Raw genomic sequence first — 19,929 nt, 5'->3', positions numbered from 1 at the left:
ATCGCGAAACCACTCTCACGCCTTGGCGGCGCCTTCCAGCGGCAGGTCGAGCACGTCCTCGAACTCGTTCACCGCGTCGATCTCGGTGCCCATGGCGATGTTGGTGACGCGCTCGAGGATGAACTCCATCACGACCGGCACCTGGTGCTCCTTCATCAGCGCCTTGGCGCGGACGAAGGCGTCCTTGAACTCGTTCGGCGAGGAGACGCGCACCGCCTTGCAGCCGAGGCCCTCGGCCACCGCGACATGGTCGACGCCGTAGCCGGCATTTTCCTCGGCATTGATGTTGTCGAAGGCGAGAGAGACCTCGAAGTCCATGTTGAAGCCGCGCTGCGCCTGACGGATCAGCCCGAGATAGGAGTTGTTCACCACGACGTGGATGTAGGGCAGCTTGTGCTGGGCGCCGACCGCGAGTTCCTCGATGAGGAACTGGAAGTCATAATCGCCCGAGAGCGCCACGATCTCCGCGTCCGGATCGGCCGCGCGCACGCCGAGCGCTGCCGGCAGGGTCCAGCCGAGCGGGCCGGCCTGGCCGCAATTGATCCAGTTGCGCGGCTTGTAGACGTGCAGCATCTGCGCGCCGGCGATCTGGCTGAGGCCGATGGTCGAGACGTAGCGGGTGTCGCGGCCGAAGGCTTCGTTCATCTCTTCATAGACGCGCTGCGGCTTCAGCGGCACGTTGTCGAAATGCGTCTTGCGCAGCATGGTCTTCTTGCGGTCGAGGCATTCCTTGGCCCAGGCGGAGCGGTCCTTCAGCTTGCCGGCAGCCTTGTATTCCTGTGCCACCTCGATGAAGAGGTCGAGCGCTGCACCGGCATCCGAGACGATGCCGAGATCGGGCCCGAAGACGCGGCCGATCTGGGTCGGCTCGATGTCGACGTGAATGAACTTGCGGCCCTTGGTGTACACCTCGACCGAGCCGGTGTGGCGGTTCGCCCAGCGGTTGCCGATGCCGAACACGAAGTCCGAGGCCAGCATGTTCGCATTGCCGTAGCGGTGCGAGGTCTGCAGGCCGCACATGCCGGCCATAAGGTCGTGATCGTCGGGGATGGTGCCCCAGGCCATCAGGGTCGGAATGACCGGGATGCCGGCCAGCTCGGCGAAGGCGACCAGCTTGTCGGAGGCGTCCGCATTGATGATGCCGCCGCCGGAGACGATGAGCGGGCGCTCCGCCTCGTTCAGCATGGCGATCGCCTTCTCGGCCTGCTTGCGCGTGGCCTTGGGCTTGTAGACCTCGAGCGGGGAATAGGTCTCCTCGTCGAACTCGATCTCGGCCAGCTGCACGTCGATCGGCAGATCGATCAGCACCGGGCCCGGGCGGCCGGAGCGCATGACGTGGAAAGCCTGCTGGAACACCATCGGCACCAGCGCCGGCTCGCGCACCAGCACCGCCCATTTGGCGACCGGCTTGGCGATGGATTCGATGTCGACCGCCTGGAAGTCTTCCTTGTAGAGCCGCGCGCGCGGCGCCTGGCCGGTGATGCACAGGATCGGGATCGAATCGGCAGAGGCCGAATAGAGCCCGGTGATCATGTCGGTGCCGGCCGGGCCGGAGGTGCCGATGCACACGCCGATATTGCCGGCCTTGGCGCGGGTATAGCCTTCGGCCATGTGCGAGGCGGCCTCGACATGGCGGGCCAGCACGTGGCGCGTCTGCCCATAGGCGCGCATCGCGGAATAGAGCGGATTGATCGCAGCGCCGGGCACGCCGAAGGCGGTGGTGACGCCTTCCATTGCGAGAATTCGGATTGCCGCATCGACGGCACGCATCTTGGCCATGGGACTTCCTCCTGGCGTCGTTCCTGCCGGCGGGGGCTCGCCCCTTCACGGGGCTGGCGGCGCCCGGCACCGGCCTTTCCGACCTGTTCAAAACTCTCTTTTCGGCGGCCCCACGCAGCGGCGAGCGATGGTTCGGCGAACCGGGCGCATGCTGCGTAGCGGCATCATTCTTTCCGCACTGCGGAATGAATTTCCGAAATCGCGGAAAACATGCCACGTCGTCCCCATTTCCGCAATACGGGATGTATTTCTAGTTTGCGAAAAAAGACCGGATGCGCCTTTATGCTAGGCAAGCGCCGCTGCCGGCCGCCGGAAGGGCGAACAGGCGTTGGGCAAACAGGCGTCGGGGTGGATGTTTCCGCCCGCATGCGGAGGTGAGTTTTCCGATGAACCAGGCCGTCCCGACCGTGCGCCGCCGCGGCCGCCCGTCCTCCGCCACCGGCACCGAGGGGGGCGGCGGGGGCGAGGTGCAGTCGCTCGACCGCGCCATCGCCCTGCTGGAAGTGCTGGCGCTGTCGGATGGGCTGAGCCTGAGCGAAGTCGCGCGCGCCGCCGAGTTGCCCACCTCCACGGTGCACCGGCTGCTCACCACGCTGGAACGGCGCGGCCTTGTCGGCCATGACGCTGCGACCGGGCTGTGGATGGTGGGCATAGGCCTGTTCCGCGTCGGCTCGGCCTATCTGCGCATCCGCAAGCTGCCGGAAATCGCCCGCTCGCTGCTGCGCGAGCTGTCGCACGGCGTGAACGAGACGGTGAACCTTTCGCTGATCGAGGGGCCGCACCTCGTCTGCGTGGCGCAGGTGGAAAGCCATGCGGCGGTGCGCGCCTTCTTCCGCATTGGCGGCGACCTGCCGATCCACGCCTCGGGCGGCGGCAAGGCCATTCTCTCCGGCATGAACCCGGAGGCGCGCCGCGCCTGGCTCGGCGGCGACCAGCTGCAGCGCTTCACCGAGCACACCCATGTCAGCCGGCGCGCGCTGCAGGCCGATCTCGCCGAGATCGCCGATCGCGGCTTTTCCATCGATGACGAGGAGCACACGCCGGGCATGCGCTGCGTGGCGGCGGCGGTGCTGGATGAATGGCGCGAGCCGGTGGGGGCGATTTCGATCTCGGCGCCCACCGTGCGCATGCCGCCCGAGCGCATCGCCGATCTTGGCGCCCGCGTGCGCGAGGCGGCACGCCGCCTCACGACGCAGTATTCGGGAAGGTAGACGGCAAAAAAATGCCGGCGCGGTGAGCGCCGGCACCAGTCGCCTAGGAGGAACCGAACGTCGGGTAAACCTTCGTCCTGCTCCGGGAGGCTCGGGGGCTATTCCACTCCGCCACATTGCCGCGCAGCTTTGAGGGAAATGCCGATAGGTCCGCAGTTTCCTGCGGCAATGCAGGCGACGCGCGGGGCGCGCCGCCCTGAAGGCGGATCAGACCAAAGTGGTCAGACGGCCTTGGCGTCGTGCAGGGCGACGATTTCTTCCTGCGAGTAGCCGAGATCGGCGAGCACTTCATTGGTGTGCTGGCCGAGCAGCGGCGAGGCGGTGATCTCGACTTCGACGTCCGAGAACTTGATCGGCGAGCCGACCGTCAGGTACTTGCCGAGCTTGGGATGATCGACCTCGACCACGGTGCCGCTCTTGCGCAGCGACGGGTCGTTGGCGATTTCCTTCATCGACAGCACCGGAGCGCAGGGGATGTCGAACTTGCGCAGGATGTCGATGGCCTCGAACTTCGTCTTGTCGGCGAGCCAGGACTCGATGAAGGCGAAGATGTCGAAGATCTTGTCCTGACGGGCTTCTGCGGTGTTGTAGGCAGCGTCGTCGATCCACTCCGGCTTGCCAAGCGCCTTGCAGATCGGCGCCCAGGCATGGCCCTGAATGGTGAAGTAGATGTAGGCGTTCGGATCGGTTTCCCAGCCCTTGCACTTCAGCACCCAGCCCGGCTGACCGCCGCCGCCGGCATTGCCACCGCGCGGAACGACGTCCGAGAACTCGCCGTGGGGGTACTGGGGGTACTCTTCGAGATAGCCCAGCGCGTCGAGGCGCTGCTGGTCGCGCAGCTTGACGCGGCAGAGGTTCAGCACCGAATCCTGCATGGAGACGGCGACCTTCTGGCCCTTTCCGTTCTTCGTCTTCTGGTGAAGAGCGGTCAGGATGCCGATGGCAAGGTGCATGCCGGTGTTGCTGTCGCCGAGGGCGGCGGCCGACACGGTCGGGGGGCCATCCCAGAAGCCGGTGGTGGAGGCGGCGCCGCCGGCGCACTGCGCGACGTTCTCGTAGACCTTCAGGTCCTCATAGGCGTGGCCTTCCGAGAAGCCCTTCACCGAAGCGAGGATCATGCCGGGGTTGAGCGACTGGATGTGCTCCCAGGTGAAGCCCATGCGGTCGAGCGCGCCGGGGCCGAAATTCTCGACCATCACGTCCGATTCCTTGATCAGCTTGGTCAGGACTTCCTTGCCCTGGGCCGTCTTGGTGTCGAGCGTGAGCGAACGCTTGTTGGAGTTCAGCATGGTGAAGTACAGCGCGTCGGCGTCCTTGACATGACGCAGCTGCGAGCGCGTGACATCGCCCGCGCCGGGGCGCTCGACCTTGATCACGTCGGCGCCGAACCAGGCAAGAAGCTGCGTGCAGGCCGGACCGGCCTGGACGTGCGTGAAATCGATGATCTTAATACCTTCGAGGGGCTTAGACATTTTAGTCGACTTCCCTTTTAGCGTTAATCCGAACGCAGGCTCACCCTGCCGCCGGAATGAGATTTTCCATCCCTCTTGGATGGAAATCATACTTCTCCCCATGCCCCCCGAATCCCGGAGGGGATCGGCGGACATCTCCCAGGAGGGATCGACTTCGGAACGACGTACGACGTCTGCTCTCCACCCTGGCCTTGCGGTTCGCCGGGCGCCCGCGCAGATCGCGCTCGCCGCCCGACAGACCGTTCTTCGCAACGCGCCGTGACGAATCCGCCAGGCGCGCCGTCTGGTCCGAAGGGCAATCGTGCACACGAGGGAACACGTCCGCCCTTTCCTCCCGCCGCCGGGAGGCCTTCGCACGGCCGGTGTACGCACCGGCCGTGAAGGAATTGCACCGCCCGAGGGCGGAGGCGTCACCGGGCGCCGATAACTCGGCAACCCGTCACTCGGGCGCCGATCACTCGGCCGCCAGGCGCACCGGCTCGCCGACGGCGCCGGAAGCCTTGATGCGCTCGATCTCGTCGCCACCCAGCCCGAGAACCTCGGCAAGGATCTCTTCGGTGTGCTCGCCCAGCAGCGGCGAGCGTTCGACCTCGACGTCATTGTCCGACAGCTTGATCGGGTTGCCGACGGTGAGGTACTTGCCGCGCGTGGGGTGGTCGATCTCCACCAGCGTCCCGGTCGCGTAGAGCGACTTATCCTCGGCGATCTCCTTCATGGAGAGCACCGGGCCGCAGGGAATGTCGACCTCGTTGAGGATTTCCATCGCCTCGAACTTGGTGTGGGCCATGGTCCACGATTCGACGCGGTGGAAGATCTCGTTGAGGTGCGGCAGGCGGGCGGCCGGCGTGGCGTAGTTCGGATCGGTCTTCCAATCCGGCTCGCCGATCACGTCGCAGATCTTCGCCCAGACCGGAGCCTGGGTGATGAAATAGATGTAGGCGTTGGGATCGGTTTCCCAACCCTTGCACTTCAGGATGCGGCCGGGCTGGCCGCCACCGGAATCATTGCCGGCGCGCGGCACCGAATCACCGAAGGGCAGGCCCTCGCCGAACTGGCTGTATTCGCGCAGCGGGCCGCGCTCCAGGCGCTGCTGGTCGCGCATCTTCACGCGGCAGAAGTTCAGCACCGCGTCCTGCATGGCGCAGAGCACCTTCTGGCCGCGGCCGGTCAGCGTGCGCTGGTAGAGCGCCGTGACGATGCCGAGGGCGAGGTGCAGGCCGGTGCCGCTGTCGCCGATCTGGGCGGCGGTGACGAGAGGAAGCCCGTCGCGGAAACCCGTGGTCGAGGCCGAGCCGCCGGTGCACTGGGCGACATTCTCATACACCTTGCAGTCCTCGAACGGGCCGGGGCCGAAGCCCTTCACCGAGGCGAGGATGATGCGCGGGTTGAGCTCCTGGATGCGCTCCCAGGTGAAGCCCATGCGATCGAGCGCGCCGGGGGCGAAATTCTCGACCATCACGTCGCAGATCTTCACCAGCTCCTCGAGGACCTTCTTGCCCTCGGGGTTCTTGGTGTCGAGCGTGATGGAGCGCTTGTTCGAGTTCAGCATCGTGAAGTAGAGGCTGTCCGCATTGGGGACATCGCGCAGCTGGGCGCGGGTCACGTCACCCTCGCCGGGACGCTCTACCTTGATCACATCGGCCCCGAACCACGCGAGTAGCTGCGTGCAGGTGGGGCCGGACTGAACATGGGTGAAATCGAGGACGCGAACGCCGTCCAATGCCTTGCCCATGGGGTTCCTCTCAAGATGACCCGGCTTTTCGCCGTTGTGTCGTTGGATCGGGAATGGGACGGGTGGGGAAATTGCCGCTCCCCACCCGTCCCGGTTTGACTACTTCTTCTTCACGACGCTCTGCGGGTTAAGGCTGCCGATATTGCCGCTTTCGCTGCCGGCCGCCGGATCGATCACAGCGTTGATCAGGGTCGGCTTGCCGCTGTCCATCGCCTCGTCCACGGCGCGCTTCAGCTCGTCCGGGGTGGTGACGTTGACGCCCACGCCGCCGAAGGCTTCCATCATCTTGTCGTAGCGCGAGCCGGGGACGAAGACGGTGGTGCCGGGATCACGACCCGTCGGGTCGATATCGGTGCCGCGATAGATGCCGTTATTGTTGAAGATAACGATGCAGACCGGCAGGTTGTACCGGCAGACCGTCTCGACTTCCATGCCCGAGAAGCCGAAGGCCGAGTCGCCCTCGACTGCCAGAACCGGCTTGCCGGTCTCGACGGCGGCGGCGATGGCGAAGCCCATGCCGATGCCCATCACGCCCCAGGTGCCGACGTCCAGGCGCTTGCGCGGCTGGTACATGTCGATCACGCCGCGCGCCAGGTCGAGCGTGTTGGCGCCCTCATTGACCAGGATCGCGTCGGGACGCTCCTTGATGACCTGCTTCAGCGCGCCGAGCGCCGAGTGGAAGTCCATCGGGGTCGAGTTCTTCAGCAGGCGCTGAGACATCTTGCCGATGTTGACTTCCTTGCGGGCGTTGATGGTGTCGATCCACTCGGAGGCGGGCGCCTTCCAGCCGGACTTGATGCCGTTGTTCAGCGCCTCGACGACCGAGCCGATGTCACCGACCAGCGGGGCGGCGATCTCGACGTTCGAGTCCATTTCCTTCGGCTCGATGTCGACCTGGATGAACTTCTTCGGGGCGTCGCCCCAGGTCTTGCCCTTGCCGTGCGACAGCAGCCAGTTGAGGCGGGCGCCGATGAGCAGGACGACGTCGGAGTCCTTCAGCACCGTCGAGCGGGCGGCGCCGGCCGAGAGCGGATGATTGTCGGGCAGCAGGCCCTTGGCCATCGACATCGGCAGGAAGGGAATGCCGGAGGTCTCGATGAAGGAGCGGATCTCCTCGTCGGCCTGCGCGTAGGCCGCGCCCTTGCCGAGGATGATGAGGGGCTTCTTCGCCGACTTCAGCACGTCCAAGGCGCGGGTGACCGCGGCCGGGGAGGGGAGCTGCGCCGGGGCGGCGTCGATCACCTTGACCAGCGACTTGGCGCCGGCATCGGCATCCATCACCTGCGAGAACAGCTTGGCCGGCAGGTCGAGATAGACACCGCCGGGACGGCCGGAGACCGCCGCGCGGATGGCGCGGGCGACGCCGATGCCGATGTCGGCCGCGTGCAGCACGCGGAAGGCGGCCTTGCAGAGCGGCTTGGCGATGGCGAGCTGGTCCATCTCCTCATAGTCGCCCTGCTGGAGGTCGACGATCTCGCGCTCGGAAGAGCCTGAGATGAGGATCATGGGGAAGCAGTTGGTGGTGGCGTTCGCCAGGGCGGTGAGGCCGTTGAGGAAGCCCGGCGCCGAGACGGTGAGGCACACGCCCGGCTTCTTGGTCAGAAAGCCGGCGATGGCGGCCGCGTTTCCGGCGTTCTGCTCGTGGCGGAACGAGACGACACGAATGCCCTCGGCCTGCGCCATGCGGCCCAGATCCGTAATCGGAATCCCGGGCACGCCGTAAATGGTGTCGATATCGTTCAGTTTGAGCGCATCGATGACCAGGTGGAAGCCGTCGGTGAGGTCCTGTTCGACCTCGGCGGCGGCATTCACGTCAATAACCTGTGCGACTGCGGACATCCCGTATTCCCTCCCAAACGTCCTTCGGCGGGTTCATGCCGCCCTAATCTAGGTCTACGTGGTTCTCGACATGCTCGGCGAGACGGAGCGTGTGGTCTCTGACCAGACGTTCCGCGCGGTCCGCGTCCCGCGCCTCGAGAGCAAGGATGATTTCAAGATGGTCGGACGCCGAACGCTGGGCCCGGTCCATCTCGAAGATCGTGCGATGGCGGATGGCCCGTACATGGAAGAACAGGTTTTCCGTCATCGCCACGAGCAGCGAAGAGCCGCTCAACCGGATCAGCGCCTGGTGAAACGCGATATTCGCACTGGAATATTCGTCGCACCGGTCACGCTCGATCCGTGAGAGATCGAATTTCTTGAACAACGTCCTCAGCTCGGCGATCGCCTCGTCGCTTGCGCGCTGCGTTGCGAGCCGGGCCGCCATGCTTTCAAGCGCCGCCCAGGCCTCGACCATCTCGATGATCTCGGCCTTGGAACGGCGAACAACCATAATTCCCCGCCGGGGCACGGCGCGGAGCAGGCCTTCCTGCTCCAGCATCGCGACCGCCTCGCGGATCGGCGTCCGGCTTGCGCCGAGACGCTCGGAAATGTCCCGCTCGTCGAGCAGCATCGGCTCGCTCGAGCCGTAGATGTTCATGTGAGTGATGGCTTCCTTGAGAGCGGCATAGGCCTTGCTCTTGAAGCTCTCCTTGGCTGGCAGGCGTTCGATGGTCAGGCCATTCTCACCGCTTTGCCAGCGCTTGCTCACGATTGCCTTGCTGCTCACGGAAGCGTCCTCTGCGGAAAATCCACCGAGGATTTCCGAAAAAGTGGCATACCAAATACCAACATGTCAATTCGATTATCCCCGTCACGGGGGTATCCCGGGCTCCTCTTCCTCACCTCGCAGCGCGCTTTCTCTTGCCTGACTGACGTTCCGTAAGATGGCCGGAGCGCGCTTGCGTATGCAATATACCACGGGTGATCCCGCGTGGCGAGAGCGTCTGAACACTTTGCTGAAACACGCAGCCAAAAGTTCGCGGGGACACCGCCCTACGGCGTCCACACCCAGCGGAACCCGGCCTCATCGCGCGAAACGGCCCGCCGCCGATGAGGGCAGCGGGCCGGGAAAACGGCTGTTGCGAGAGGGGGATGGTGCGGCGCGCCCGCGTCGCCGAAACCCGGACGCGGCTCAGGAGGGGAACTTGCCGTGCTTCTCCACATGGGCGGCAAGACCAAGCGTGTGTTCGCGCACCAGGCGCTCGGCGAGATCGGCATCGCGCCCCACCAGGGCGGCGATGATGGCGCGGTGTTCCTGCAGCGAGCGCTCGGAGCGATTCTCCTGGCGCACCGAGACGGCGCGAATGCCGCGAATATGGATGAAGAGGTTTTCCGTCACCTCCGCGATCATCTCGCAGCCGCCCAGCCGGATGATGGTCTGGTGGAAGCGGATATTGGCGTTGGAGTACTCGTTCATATGCTCGGCGGGGGCTTCGCCCTCGAAGCCGTGGAACATCTCGCGCAGTTCGGCGAGGTCGCGGTCGCTGGCGCGGCTGGCCGCAAGACGCGCGGCCATGCTCTCGAGCGCCGCCCAGACGATGATCATGTCGATGATCTCGCGCTTGGACTTGCGCACCACGAAGATGCCCCGGCGCGGCACCGAGCGCACGAAGCCCTCCTGTTCGAGAACCGTCAGCGCCTCGCGGATGGGGGTGCGGCTGACCCCGAGATCATGGGAGAGCTGACGCTCGTCCAGCCGGATCTCGCTGTCCTGCCCGTACATGTCCATCTCGGTGATCGCCTTCTTGATGGCGTCATAGGCCAATGTCCGAAGGCTGGTATTGGCGGCGAGAGGCGCGATGTTCAGTCTCGTCTGGGTGTCGGCGCTTTCCACGGGCGGCTTCCTCGTCAGTTGTGAAAGTGTTGTTCTTGTTATCTGCCGCCGCAGGTTTCCTGCAGGGCGCCCGTTCGGTCGGGCTGTTGCGCCGCTCTCGTGAACCTTGACGATTCTTCATGGGAAAGCGGCGCGAATGAGCATCGTATAACACATACAGAATGTCCATGCGGCGTGCGGCCGGCTGCGGGCGCGCCGACCTTTGCCGTCAGGCCTTCCTGTCCCGGCCCCATGCGCTTTTCGCCGATCCATGCCGGTTTGCGGCGGCATTGCGGCGCTGTGACGTTAGGTAATAACCCGACAGTATTCCCTTCCGTAATGTGCCGCTAGGTAAGCAATTTTTCTGTTACATCGAGATGTTTATGGTATGCAAAATTTTGCATAACCGAAAAATGTCAGTATGGTGGCCGCAATGGCCGATCGTGTGCCCGATGAATGGGCGCGATCGACGCGCATTCAAAAGCAAGAACAGGAAAATTCGGCTCGCTTTACGTTGGGAAACGTTCGAGGACATTATGACAACTGACGCAACGTCATCCGTCAATAAGAAGCGCTGGCTGCAGCTCGTGTTCGGTGTGATCTGCATGTGCATGATCGCCAACATGCAGTACGGCTGGACCTTCTTCGTGAATCCGATGCAGGAAACCCATGGCTGGGATCGCGCTGCGATCCAGGTGGCGTTCTCCATCTTCATCGTTACTGAAACCTGGCTCGTGCCGGTCGAAGGCTGGTTCGTCGACAAGTACGGCCCGCGCGTGGTGGTGCTGTTCGGCGGCCTGCTCTGCGGCCTTGCCTGGGTGGTGAACTCCTATGCCGACACGCTGACCCTGCTTTATGTCGGTGCGGCACTCGGCGGCGTCGGCGCCGGCGCGGTGTATGGCACCTGCGTGGGCAACTCGCTCAAGTGGTTCCCGGATCGTCGCGGCCTCGCCGCCGGCATCACCGCCGCCGGCTTCGGTGCCGGCTCGGCGCTGACCGTCATCCCGATCCAGAACATGATCAAGAATCAGGGCTATGAGGCCGCGTTCTTCTATTTCGGCATCGGCCAGGGCATCGTGATCCTGTTCATCGGCCTCTTCCTCGCCGCGCCGAAGAAGGAGCAGATCGCCGCTTTCGCCGCCAAGGCGATCGCCAAGGTCTCCCAGTCGGCGCGCGATTTCGCGCCGAAGGAAATGCTGACGACCCCGCTGTTCTGGGTCATGTACGCGATGTTCGTGATGATGGCCGCCGGCGGTCTGATGGCGACCGCTCAGCTCGGCCCGATCGCCAAGGATTTCGGCATCGCCGACGTCCCGGTGAGCCTGATCGGCATTACCCTGCCGGCACTCACCTTCGCCGCCGCGATCGACCGCGTGCTCAACGGCCTCACCCGTCCGTTCTTCGGCTGGGTGTCGGACCAGATCGGCCGCGAGAACACCATGTTCGTGGCCTTCGCCATCGAGGGCGTCGGCATCTATGCGCTCAGCGTGCTCGGCCAGAACCCGGTGCTGTTCGTGATCCTCACCGGCCTGGTGTTCTTCGCCTGGGGCGAGATCTACTCGCTGTTCCCGGCAATGTGCGGCGACGCCTTCGGCTCGAAGTTCGCGACCACCAATGCGGGACTTCTCTACACCGCCAAGGGCACCGCCGCGCTGATCGTGCCGTTCACCAGCATCCTCACCACCGCGACCGGAAGCTGGCACGCGGTGTTCATCGCCGCTGCAGCGCTGAACATCATCGCCGCCGTGATGGCGCTGGCGGTGCTGAAGCCGCTGGCCAAAGCCCATGGCCGCCGTGCGGCGGCCAAGGCGTCGGCCGCCAAGGTGGTGGCGGCCGAGTAGTTCGCCGCCATTTTTTCGTCGCTTCGATCTTCAGGGCCCGTCTCCGGACGGGCCCTTTTTCTTTGGCGCGGCGGTTGGCGACCTGCGCACGAGGGCACGGCGGCGGGCTCCCGCTGCGCAGCTTGGCAGTATTCAAAACAGACACGCGGCGCCCGGGTGCTGGCGACGGGGGCTCCGTTCACGCTTTCGCCGCGAATTTGACGTTGTTTGCCCGGATGAGGGTCAGTCAACATTCCTCAACGTTCCTGCTCATCACTTGCTATATGAATTTGAGCTTACCCAACGCAACCGTGCGACAACGATGTGACATCTTTTAATGTCGACTCATAGGGCAAGTCGAAAGTGTACGAGGACTGTTGGCTTACCGAACGGTGTGAGAGGCATAAAACACAATTGGCATACATAATATTGTCGATTATGATCAGGCCTTAGCGGGTCGGTTCTGCAACCCTGCGTCAGGAGCCTTCGAGCGGCTCGGGACACGACGTAAGGCGGCAGATACCGCGCAACCTTTTTGGGAATGACACTGCCGCGACGCGGCCGTCACGGGGGCGGGAACAGCGCTCCCCGTGACCAACGACAAGCCGGCGCCCTTGCCCAGAGGCTCGGAGCGACCGCAACAAAAAAGCCGATCCGCGGCACAATTTGAATTGGGATGAGGAGATCGCCCTTGAGTACGTCCAAGACGCTGGCGGCCGTCGGGCCAGGCCAGGATTTTTCGGAAAGCCGTCGCTGGCTTCAGCTTGTCGTCGGTGTCGTCTGCATGGTGGCCACCGCGAACATCCAGTACGCGTGGACCCTGTTCGTTCCTGAGATTCAGGAGACCTTCGGCTGGGAGCGCGCATCGATCCAGATCGCGTTCACCATCTTCGTCCTCGTCCAGACCTGGCTTGCGCCGATCGAAGGCTACTTCATCGACAAGCTCGGCCCGCGCCTGATGGTCGCCTTCGGTGCCGTCTTCATCGGCACCGCCTGGGTGATCAACGCGCAGGCCACCAGCCTGATGGGCTTCTACTTCGGCGCGGCCATCGGCGGCATCGGCGTGGGCTCCATCTACGCCACCTGCATCAACAACGCCCTGAAGTGGTTCCCCGATCGCCGCGGCCTCGCCGTCGGCCTGACGGCGGGTGGCTATGGCGCCGGTTCGGCCGCCACCATCCTGCCGATCGCCGCCATGATCGAGTCGTCGGGCTTCCAGGAGACCTTCTTCTTCTTCGGCCTGCTGCAGGGCGGCCTCGCCTTCGTCGCGGCTTGGTTCCTGCGCTCGCCCAAGGTTGGCGAAGTGAAGGCTTCCAACAAGCTCAACCAGAGCCGCCGCGACTACACCCTCACCGAAGCCATGAGCACCAAGCTCTTCTGGCTGATGTTCCTGATGTTCATCTGCGTCGTCACCGGCGGCATGATGGCCGTGGCGCAGCTCGGCGTCATCGCGCAGGATCTCGGCGTGAAGGAGTTCAAGGTCGACCTGTACTTCTTCGTGATGGCCGCCCTGCCGCTCGCGCTGATGCTCGATCGCGTCATGAACGGCATCTCGCGTCCGCTGTTCGGCTGGATCTCGGATCATATCGGCCGTGAGAAGACCATGGTCATCGCCTTCACGCTCGAAGGCCTCGGCATCATCGCGCTCGGCGCCTTCGGCCACAATCCGTGGGCGTTCCTCATCCTCTCCGGCGTGGTGTTCCTCGCCTGGGGTGAAGTCTACTCGCTGTTCTCGGCTCTGGCCGGCGACGCCTTCGGCACCAAGCACATCGGCAAGATCTACGGCGTGCTCTACACCGCCAAGGGCATCGGCGCGCTGTTCGTGCCGGTCGGCAACCTGCTGATGGAAGCGACCGGCACCTGGTCGACCGTGCTCTACACGGTTGCCGCCATGGACCTGTTCGCGGCCTTCCTGGCGATCGCGGTTCTGCCGCGCACCCTCAAGGCGCATGTGGCGCGTTCCGCCGCCATGCCGCCTGCGGTGGAAAAGACCACCACCGCCTCGGCGCATGCCTGACCCCGATCGGCGGCCCCTCCGGCCGCCGGACGGAACGCACGCCATAGCGTTACCTGTACGATCTGGGGGCCCTTGCGGGCCCCCTTTTCGTTTTGGAGACGGATTTCAGCCGGCGTCGGCCGGCAGAGCCAGCGCGAGATCGGCGAGGTATTCGACCTTCAGGCTGGCGAGCGGGCCGAGCACGGCGAGCGCCGGCTGGTCGAACCAGCGTGCCTCCAGCGCGTCGTCGGCCGCCACCGCCTCGCCGGCGCGCCAGCGGCAAAGCACCGCGATCATCGCGAAATGGTGGGCGAGAGTGCCGGCATCATTGTGCTGGATGAAGTCGAGCACGGTGAGCAGGCGCGGCGTGTCGGCCGCAATGCCGGTTTCCTCGTGCAGTTCGCGCAGTGCCGCGTCGAGATGCGTCTCGCCCGGCTCCACCCGGCCGCCGGGAAACCCCCACAGGCCCTGATCCGGCGGATTGGCGCGGCGCACCAGCAGCACCTCCCCCGCGCGTTCGACGAGGGCCAGCACGGCGACGGTAGGGCGGGCAGAGGACGGCGCATTCATTCAGTCGGTGCTCCTGAAGGGGCGCGGCAGGGGTGGGCCTGCCGCGCACCGAACCTACTCCGCCGCTGTGGCGTCGCGATAGATCTGCCCGCCGCCGCTGCGGAAGCGTTCCGCCATGTCTTCCATCCCCCGCACGTTCTCGGCCTGCCGGGCGGTGTCGCGGATTTCGTGGCTGATCTTCATCGAGCAGAATTTAGGCCCGCACATCGAGCAGAAATGCGCCAGCTTGTGCGCCTCCTTCGGCATGGTCTCGTCATGGAAGGCCATGGCGGTGTCCGGGTCGAGCGCCAGGCTGAACTGGTCCTGCCAGCGGAACTCGAAGCGGGCGCGCGAGAGCGCATCGTCCCAGGCGCGCGCCAGCGGGTGGCCCTTGGCGAGATCGGCCGCGTGGGCGGCGATCTTGTAGGTGATGACGCCGGTCTTCACGTCGTCGCGGTTGGGCAGGCCGAGATGCTCCTTCGGCGTGACGTAGCAGAGCATGGCGGTGCCGAACCAGCCGATCATCGCCGCACCGATGGCGCTGGTGATGTGGTCGTAGCCGGGAGCGATGTCGGTGGTCAGTGGCCCGAGCGTATAGAACGGCGCCTCGCCGCAGGTGGCGAGCTGCTTGTCCATGTTGGCCTTGATCTTGTGCATCGGCACATGCCCGGGCCCCTCGATGATGACCTGGCAATCGTGCTTCCACGCGATCTGCGTGAGTTCTCCCAACGTCTCCAGCTCCGCGAACTGCGCCGCGTCATTGGCGTCGGCTATGGAGCCGGGGCGCAGCCCGTCGCCGAGCGAGAAGGTGACGTCATAGGCGCGCATGATCTCGCATATGTCCTCGAAGCGTTCATAGAGGAAGCTCTCGCGGTGATGGGCGAGGCACCATTTCGCCATGATGGAACCGCCGCGCGAGACGATGCCGGTCACCCGGTTGGCGGTGAGCGGCACATAGGGCAGGCGCACGCCGGCATGGATGGTGAAATAGTCGACGCCCTGCTCGGCCTGCTCGACCAGCGTGTCGCGGAACACCTCCCAGGTGAGGTCCTCGGCGATGCCGCCCACCTTCTCCAGCGCCTGGTAGATCGGCACGGTACCGATGGGCACCGGCGAATTGCGCACGATCCAGTCGCGGATGTTGTGGATGTTGCGCCCGGTGGAGAGGTCCATCACCGTGTCAGCGCCCCAGCGAATGGCCCACACCATCTTGTCAACCTCCTCGGCGACGGAGGAGGTGACGGCGGAATTGCCGATATTGGCGTTGATCTTGACGAGGAAGTTGCGCCCGATGGCCATCGGCTCCAACTCGCCATGGTTGATGTTGGCGGGGATGACCGCCCGCCCGCGCGCCACCTCGTCGCGCACGAATTCCGGCGTCACCATATCGGGGATGGCGGCGCCGAAATCCTCGCCGTCGCGGATGAGGTCGTGCATCCGCTCGCGCAGGCCATTCTCGCGCAGGGCGACATATTCCATCTCCGCCGTGACGATGCCGGCTCTCGCATAGGCCATCTGCGTCACCGCGCCGGCCTTCGCCCGCAGCGGCCGGCGGTGAACGGGGAAGGGCGCCACCAGCCTGTCGGCGGGCACATGGCCGTTGTCTTCCGGCTTCACCAGGCGGCCGGCATACTCTTCAACGTCGGCGCGCCCGCGCACCCAGGCGTCGCGCGGGCGCGCGAGGCCCGATGCGATGTCGATGGCGGCGTTCTCATCCGTATAGGGGCCGGAGGCATCATAGACCGCCAGATTGGGCTCGCCGGCCGAGGGGTGCAGCAGGATTTCGCGGAACGGCACGCGAAAGCCGCGCGCCGGGCATTCGGCATAGATGCGGCGCGAGCCGGGGATGGCGCCGGTGGCGACGCCGATGGCAGGGCTTTCGGGGTTTTTGGTCGTCATTGTGGATCTCCAGAACCAGAGGTTGGGGAGACCCGGGTATTTGACGTTGGGGAAGGATGGCGGCGCCTGTCCGGCGCGACAAGCGCGGGGTGGCGACGCCATTCGGTTCCGATCCCTTCGCCGGCATGACCCGGATCAGGTTCGAAGGGTCATCGCGTTGCCTTGCCTTTCGGCGTGGCCGGCGCTCTCTCAGCCCCCTAGCGGGGCTCCCCTTGGAACGTGTTGATCTTTGACGAAAGTCGGTGCCGGGTCAAATCCGGTGCGATCCGTCACCCTGCCGCCGCCGTATTTCCTGTAGATTGCTGAGCCACGCGCTAGATTGCAGAACGAGACACCGGAGAGTGCCATGCCCAGCTTGACCACATCGCTTGGCAGGATTGCCATACTGGCGGCGCTTGCCGCGCCCTTCGCCTTTGCCACCGGCGCCATGGCGCAGCAGAACTGTGGCACCTCGGGAGCCGGCTTCGATGCGTGGCTGGCCGGCTTCAAGCAGCAGGCGGTGGCGCAGGGCGTCTCGCCGCGCACGGTGGCGGCGGCGCTCAACGGCGTGACCTACGCCCCCGACATCGTCGGCACCGATCGCGGGCAGAAGGTGTTCGGGCAGAGCTTCTTCCAGTTCTCCGACCGCATGGTCGCCAATTACCGCATCCAGCAGGGGCGGCAGAAGATCCAGGGCAATCCCGATCTGTTCAGCCGGATCGAGCAGCGCTTCGGCGTGCCGGGCGCGGTGCTGGTCGCCTTCTGGGGGCTCGAGACCGATTTCGGCGCCTTCATGGGCGACAAGCAGACGATCCGCTCGGTGGCCTCGCTGGCGTGGGATTGCCGGCGCTCGGACATGTTCCGCACCCAGTTGATGGCGGCGCTGAAGATCATCGACCGCGGCGACCTGACCACGCAGACCATGCGCGGGCCTTGGGCCGGCGAGCTCGGCCAGTTCCAGTTCCTGCCCGACCATTATCTCAATTACGGCGTCGACTTCGACGGCGACGGCCGGGTCGACCTGATCCGCTCCGCCCCCGACGCGCTGGCCTCGGCGGCGAACTACATCCAGGCCCTGGGCTGGAAGGCCGGACAGCCCTGGCTGGAGGAGGTGCGGGTGCCGGCAAACCTGCCCTGGGACCAGGCGGATCTCTCGATCAAGATCCCCCGGTCGCAATGGGCGCGCATGGGCGTGGTGCGGGCCGGCGGCGGGCAGCTTCCCGCCGACCAACTGCCGGCCTCGCTGCTGCTGCCCATGGGGCGCTTCGGGCCGGCCTTCCTCGTCTATCCCAATTTCGACGTGTTCACCGAGTGGAACAACTCGCTCACCTACGCCACCTCCGCCGCCTATCTCGCCTCGCGTGTTGCCGGGGCGGGGCCGTTCAATCGCGGGCAGGGCGACAAGATCCCGGTGCTCTCCATGGCGCAGGCGAAGGATCTGCAGACGCTGCTGAATGCGCGCGGGCATCATGTCGGGCGCGTCGACGGCATTATCGGCGCGGCGACGCGGCAGGCGATCAAGGTGGAGCAGATGCGGCTCGGCATGCCGGCCGATTCCTACCCGACGCCGGAACTGGTGGCGGCGCTGCGCGCGGGCAAGTGATTCTTTTTCCGGCAGATCGACGTCACGGCCGGGCTTGACCCGGTCCTCCACGCCATTCTTCCTCGCGCCGAAAACCTCGTTCCTCGGGTCAAACCCCGGGGATGACGGCGACTGGGCGGGATAACGGCGCGGGGGGTAGCGTTCGCCGGCAGGGCAGACCAACCGTCAGCCTCTACAGCACAGGCACGCCCTGCTGCTTGGCCTTCACTTCCGGCTCGACATGGATGTTGACGAGGATGTCGGCGACCTCGGCCTCCAGCGCGTCTTCGATGCGGTCGCAGATGGCATGGGCCTGGCTCACCGGCATGTCGCCGGGGACGACGAGGTGGAAGTCGACGAAGATCATGCGGCCGGCCTGCCGGGTCCGCAGGTCGTGCGCCTCGATCGCGCCGGTCGCCTCGGCGGCGATGCGCTTGCGGATGCGCTCCAGCGTGTCGGCCGGCACGGCCTGGTCCATCAGCCCGCCAACGCTCTCCTTCAGCACCGACCAGCCGGACCACAGGATGTTGAGGGCGACCAGCCCGGCGAGGACGAGGTCAAGCTTATCCCAGCCCGAGAGCGCGGCCAGCACGACGCCCAGCAGCACGCCCGCCGAGGAGATGACATCGGTCAGCAGATGGCGGCCATCGGCGGCCAGCGCCGGCGAGCGGGAGCGGCGGCCCTCGCGGATCAGCACCGCGCACCACACGCCGTTGATCACGGTGGCGAGGGCGTTGATGGCGAGGCCCTTGGGCGACGCATCGAAGGCATGCGGCGAAAGCCAGCCCAGATAAACCTCGCGGAAGATGGTGATGGCCGCGACGACGATGAGCACGCCGACGATGACGGCGGAGAAATACTCCGCCTTTGCATAGCCATAGGGGTGCGCCGCATCGGCCGGCTTGGCGCTGACGCGCAATGCGAGCACCGCCGTGATGGCGGTGGCGACATTGACGATGCTTTCCAGCGCGTCGGAATACAGCGCCACGCTGCCGGTGAGCAGATAAGCGAGATATTTCAGCCCCAGCACAACAAGGCTGATGCCGACATTGATCAATGCGATTCGCGAGGAGTGAGCCATCGGCGCCGTATCCGTTTCGGCGCCGCGCGCCCGATGCCGCAGCGATTAGTCGCTCACTTCAGAAAAAGCAAGCATGCGCAATGACTTGCAAGTCATTCGCAGAAGCGTTCGCACCTGCGCTTGACGTGTGGATCAGGCATTGGCGTGGCGCGGCAGGATCGCCCCGCGATGCCGGATGACGCGGCCGGCGAGATGGTGGCCGGCCTCGGCGGCGGCGGCGGGCGCCTCGCCGGCCAGTCGCGCGGCGAGATAGGCGGCGTTGAAGCTGTCGCCTGCCGCCGTGGTGTCGATGGCGTCCACCGGCTGAGGAATGGGGACGAGCTGCGCCGCGCCGCCGCTGACCACCAGCGCGCCCTCGGCGCCGTTCTTCACCACGATCTCCTGCACACCGAAGGTGGCGAGGCGCTCGGCGGTGGCGGTCGGTGATCCGTCGCCCCACAGCATGGCTTCGTCCTCGAAGGTGGGCAGGGCGATGGAGCTGCGCTTGAGTGCCTGGGCGTAGACCGCGCGGGCGCGGGCGACATCACCCTGCCAGTTGCGTGGGCGGAAATTGCCATCGAAGACGATGCGCGTGCCGCGTTCACGCGCGAATTCCAGCGTCGCCAGCAGCCGCCCGAGCCCGGCATTGGAATAGAGCGAGAGGGTGATGCCGGAGAGGTAGACGAGGTTGGCCTCGATCAGCTGCTCGCACAGCGCCTCCCAGCCCGCCAGCTCGAACAACTCGCGTGCCGGCGCGTTCTCGCGCCAATAGGTAAAGCTGCGCTCGCCCATCGCATCGGTGTCGATGAGGTAAAGCCCTGCCGTGCGACCGGGCACCCGCGCCATCAGCCGGGTGTCGATGCCCTCGGCCTCGGCGGAGGCGCGGATGGAATCGGAGTAGGGGTCGTCGCCCAGTGCCGTGGCATAGGCCGTCTCGACGCCGGCCCGGGAGAGATAGACGGCGGTGTTGAACGTGTCGCCGCCGATCGACTGGCCGAAGCGCCCGTCAGCGCCGCGTGCCAGTTCGACCATGACTTCGCCGATCGAGATTACCTTGGCCATGCGTCACTCCTCGGTCGCGCGTCGATTCGCGCGGGAGCCTCGCTTTATTCCCCCGGTGAGGCAAGGCCGGGGTGGATTCCGTCCCACGCGAGGC

General features: G+C 65.5%; 14 protein-coding genes and 1 riboswitch. Of the genes, 4 read left to right on the top strand and 10 right to left on the bottom strand.

The annotated features are described in order from the left end of the window. Nucleotides 1-15 precede the first annotated feature (15 nt). Nucleotides 16-1,779, bottom strand: a complete 1,764-nt coding sequence (gene gcl / locus ACQY76_RS01430; protein ID WP_428031146.1) for a glyoxylate carboligase — start codon at nucleotides 1,777-1,779, stop codon at nucleotides 16-18. Between the two features lie 386 nt (nucleotides 1,780-2,165). Between gcl and ACQY76_RS01425 the strand changes: the two genes are divergently transcribed. Then, on the top strand, nucleotides 2,166-2,990 hold the full coding sequence (locus ACQY76_RS01425; RefSeq protein ID WP_428031145.1) for an IclR family transcriptional regulator: 825 nt from the start codon (nucleotides 2,166-2,168) through the stop codon (nucleotides 2,988-2,990). 221 nt (nucleotides 2,991-3,211) lie between these two features. On the opposite strand, the gene frc (ACQY76_RS01420) is transcribed toward ACQY76_RS01425, so the two are convergent. The 5 genes from frc (ACQY76_RS01420) to ACQY76_RS01400 all read right to left on the bottom strand — a co-directional run bounded on the left by frc (ACQY76_RS01420) (nucleotide 3,212) and on the right by ACQY76_RS01400 (nucleotide 9,909). Further along, nucleotides 3,212-4,462, bottom strand: coding sequence for a formyl-CoA transferase (frc, locus tag ACQY76_RS01420; RefSeq protein ID WP_428031144.1), 1,251 nt, complete (start codon nucleotides 4,460-4,462; stop codon nucleotides 3,212-3,214). Nucleotides 4,463-4,916: 454 nt separating this feature from the next. Further along, entirely contained in the window at nucleotides 4,917-6,194 is a 1,278-nt protein-coding gene (frc, locus tag ACQY76_RS01415; protein ID WP_428031143.1) for a formyl-CoA transferase, read from the bottom strand. Between the two features lie 99 nt (nucleotides 6,195-6,293). Then, nucleotides 6,294-8,033 (bottom strand): oxalyl-CoA decarboxylase, encoded by a 1,740-nt coding sequence (gene oxc, locus ACQY76_RS01410; protein ID WP_428031142.1) that lies wholly within the window; start codon nucleotides 8,031-8,033, stop codon nucleotides 6,294-6,296. Nucleotides 8,034-8,076: 43 nt separating this feature from the next. Then, nucleotides 8,077-8,802 carry a GntR family transcriptional regulator gene (locus ACQY76_RS01405; protein WP_428031141.1) on the bottom strand — a complete coding sequence of 242 codons (726 nt, stop codon included), beginning with the start codon at nucleotides 8,800-8,802 and terminating at the stop codon, nucleotides 8,077-8,079. A 405-nt stretch (nucleotides 8,803-9,207) separates the two neighbouring features. Further along, on the bottom strand, nucleotides 9,208-9,909 hold the full coding sequence (locus ACQY76_RS01400; protein ID WP_428031140.1) for a GntR family transcriptional regulator: 702 nt from the start codon (nucleotides 9,907-9,909) through the stop codon (nucleotides 9,208-9,210). 515 nt (nucleotides 9,910-10,424) lie between these two features. On the opposite strand from ACQY76_RS01400, the gene oxlT (ACQY76_RS01395) reads away from it, so the two are divergent. Both oxlT (ACQY76_RS01395) and oxlT (ACQY76_RS01390) read left to right on the top strand, forming a co-directional pair. Further along, nucleotides 10,425-11,729: an oxalate/formate MFS antiporter gene (gene oxlT, locus ACQY76_RS01395; RefSeq protein ID WP_428031139.1), complete on the top strand. Its 1,305-nt coding sequence runs from the start codon at nucleotides 10,425-10,427 to the stop codon at nucleotides 11,727-11,729. A 763-nt stretch (nucleotides 11,730-12,492) separates the two neighbouring features. Beyond that, nucleotides 12,493-13,725 carry an oxalate/formate MFS antiporter gene (oxlT, locus tag ACQY76_RS01390; protein WP_428032907.1) on the top strand — a complete coding sequence of 411 codons (1,233 nt, stop codon included), beginning with the start codon at nucleotides 12,493-12,495 and terminating at the stop codon, nucleotides 13,723-13,725. A 105-nt stretch (nucleotides 13,726-13,830) separates the two neighbouring features. Here the strand turns inward: oxlT (ACQY76_RS01390) and ACQY76_RS01385 are convergent, their stop codons facing one another. Beyond that, nucleotides 13,831-14,274 carry an NUDIX hydrolase gene (locus ACQY76_RS01385; RefSeq protein ID WP_428031138.1) on the bottom strand — a complete coding sequence of 148 codons (444 nt, stop codon included), beginning with the start codon at nucleotides 14,272-14,274 and terminating at the stop codon, nucleotides 13,831-13,833. A 54-nt stretch (nucleotides 14,275-14,328) separates the two neighbouring features. Next, nucleotides 14,329-16,152, bottom strand: a complete 1,824-nt coding sequence (gene thiC / locus ACQY76_RS01380) for a phosphomethylpyrimidine synthase ThiC (protein WP_428031137.1) — start codon at nucleotides 16,150-16,152, stop codon at nucleotides 14,329-14,331. Nucleotides 16,153-16,247: 95 nt separating this feature from the next. After that, a riboswitch (TPP riboswitch) is annotated at nucleotides 16,248-16,375 on the bottom strand. Between the two features lie 123 nt (nucleotides 16,376-16,498). On the opposite strand from thiC, the gene ACQY76_RS01375 reads away from it, so the two are divergent. Next, a complete protein-coding gene (locus ACQY76_RS01375; protein ID WP_428031136.1) occupies nucleotides 16,499-17,734 on the top strand; it encodes a lytic murein transglycosylase in 1,236 nt (411 codons plus the stop codon). Nucleotides 17,735-17,906: 172 nt separating this feature from the next. On the opposite strand, the gene ACQY76_RS01370 is transcribed toward ACQY76_RS01375, so the two are convergent. Both ACQY76_RS01370 and ACQY76_RS01365 read right to left on the bottom strand, forming a co-directional pair. Beyond that, nucleotides 17,907-18,794: a cation diffusion facilitator family transporter gene (locus ACQY76_RS01370; RefSeq protein ID WP_428031135.1), complete on the bottom strand. Its 888-nt coding sequence runs from the start codon at nucleotides 18,792-18,794 to the stop codon at nucleotides 17,907-17,909. Nucleotides 18,795-18,926: 132 nt separating this feature from the next. Next, entirely contained in the window at nucleotides 18,927-19,835 is a 909-nt protein-coding gene (locus ACQY76_RS01365) for a sugar kinase (protein ID WP_428031134.1), read from the bottom strand. Nucleotides 19,836-19,929: the final 94 nt, after the last annotated feature.

Origin of the sequence: Ancylobacter sp., from assembly GCF_965279025.1 — a bacterium.
Taxonomy (GTDB): domain Bacteria; phylum Pseudomonadota; class Alphaproteobacteria; order Rhizobiales; family Xanthobacteraceae; genus Ancylobacter.
Note: the sequence above shows the minus strand (reverse complement) of the source record. Positions and strands in the feature narration are given on the sequence as shown.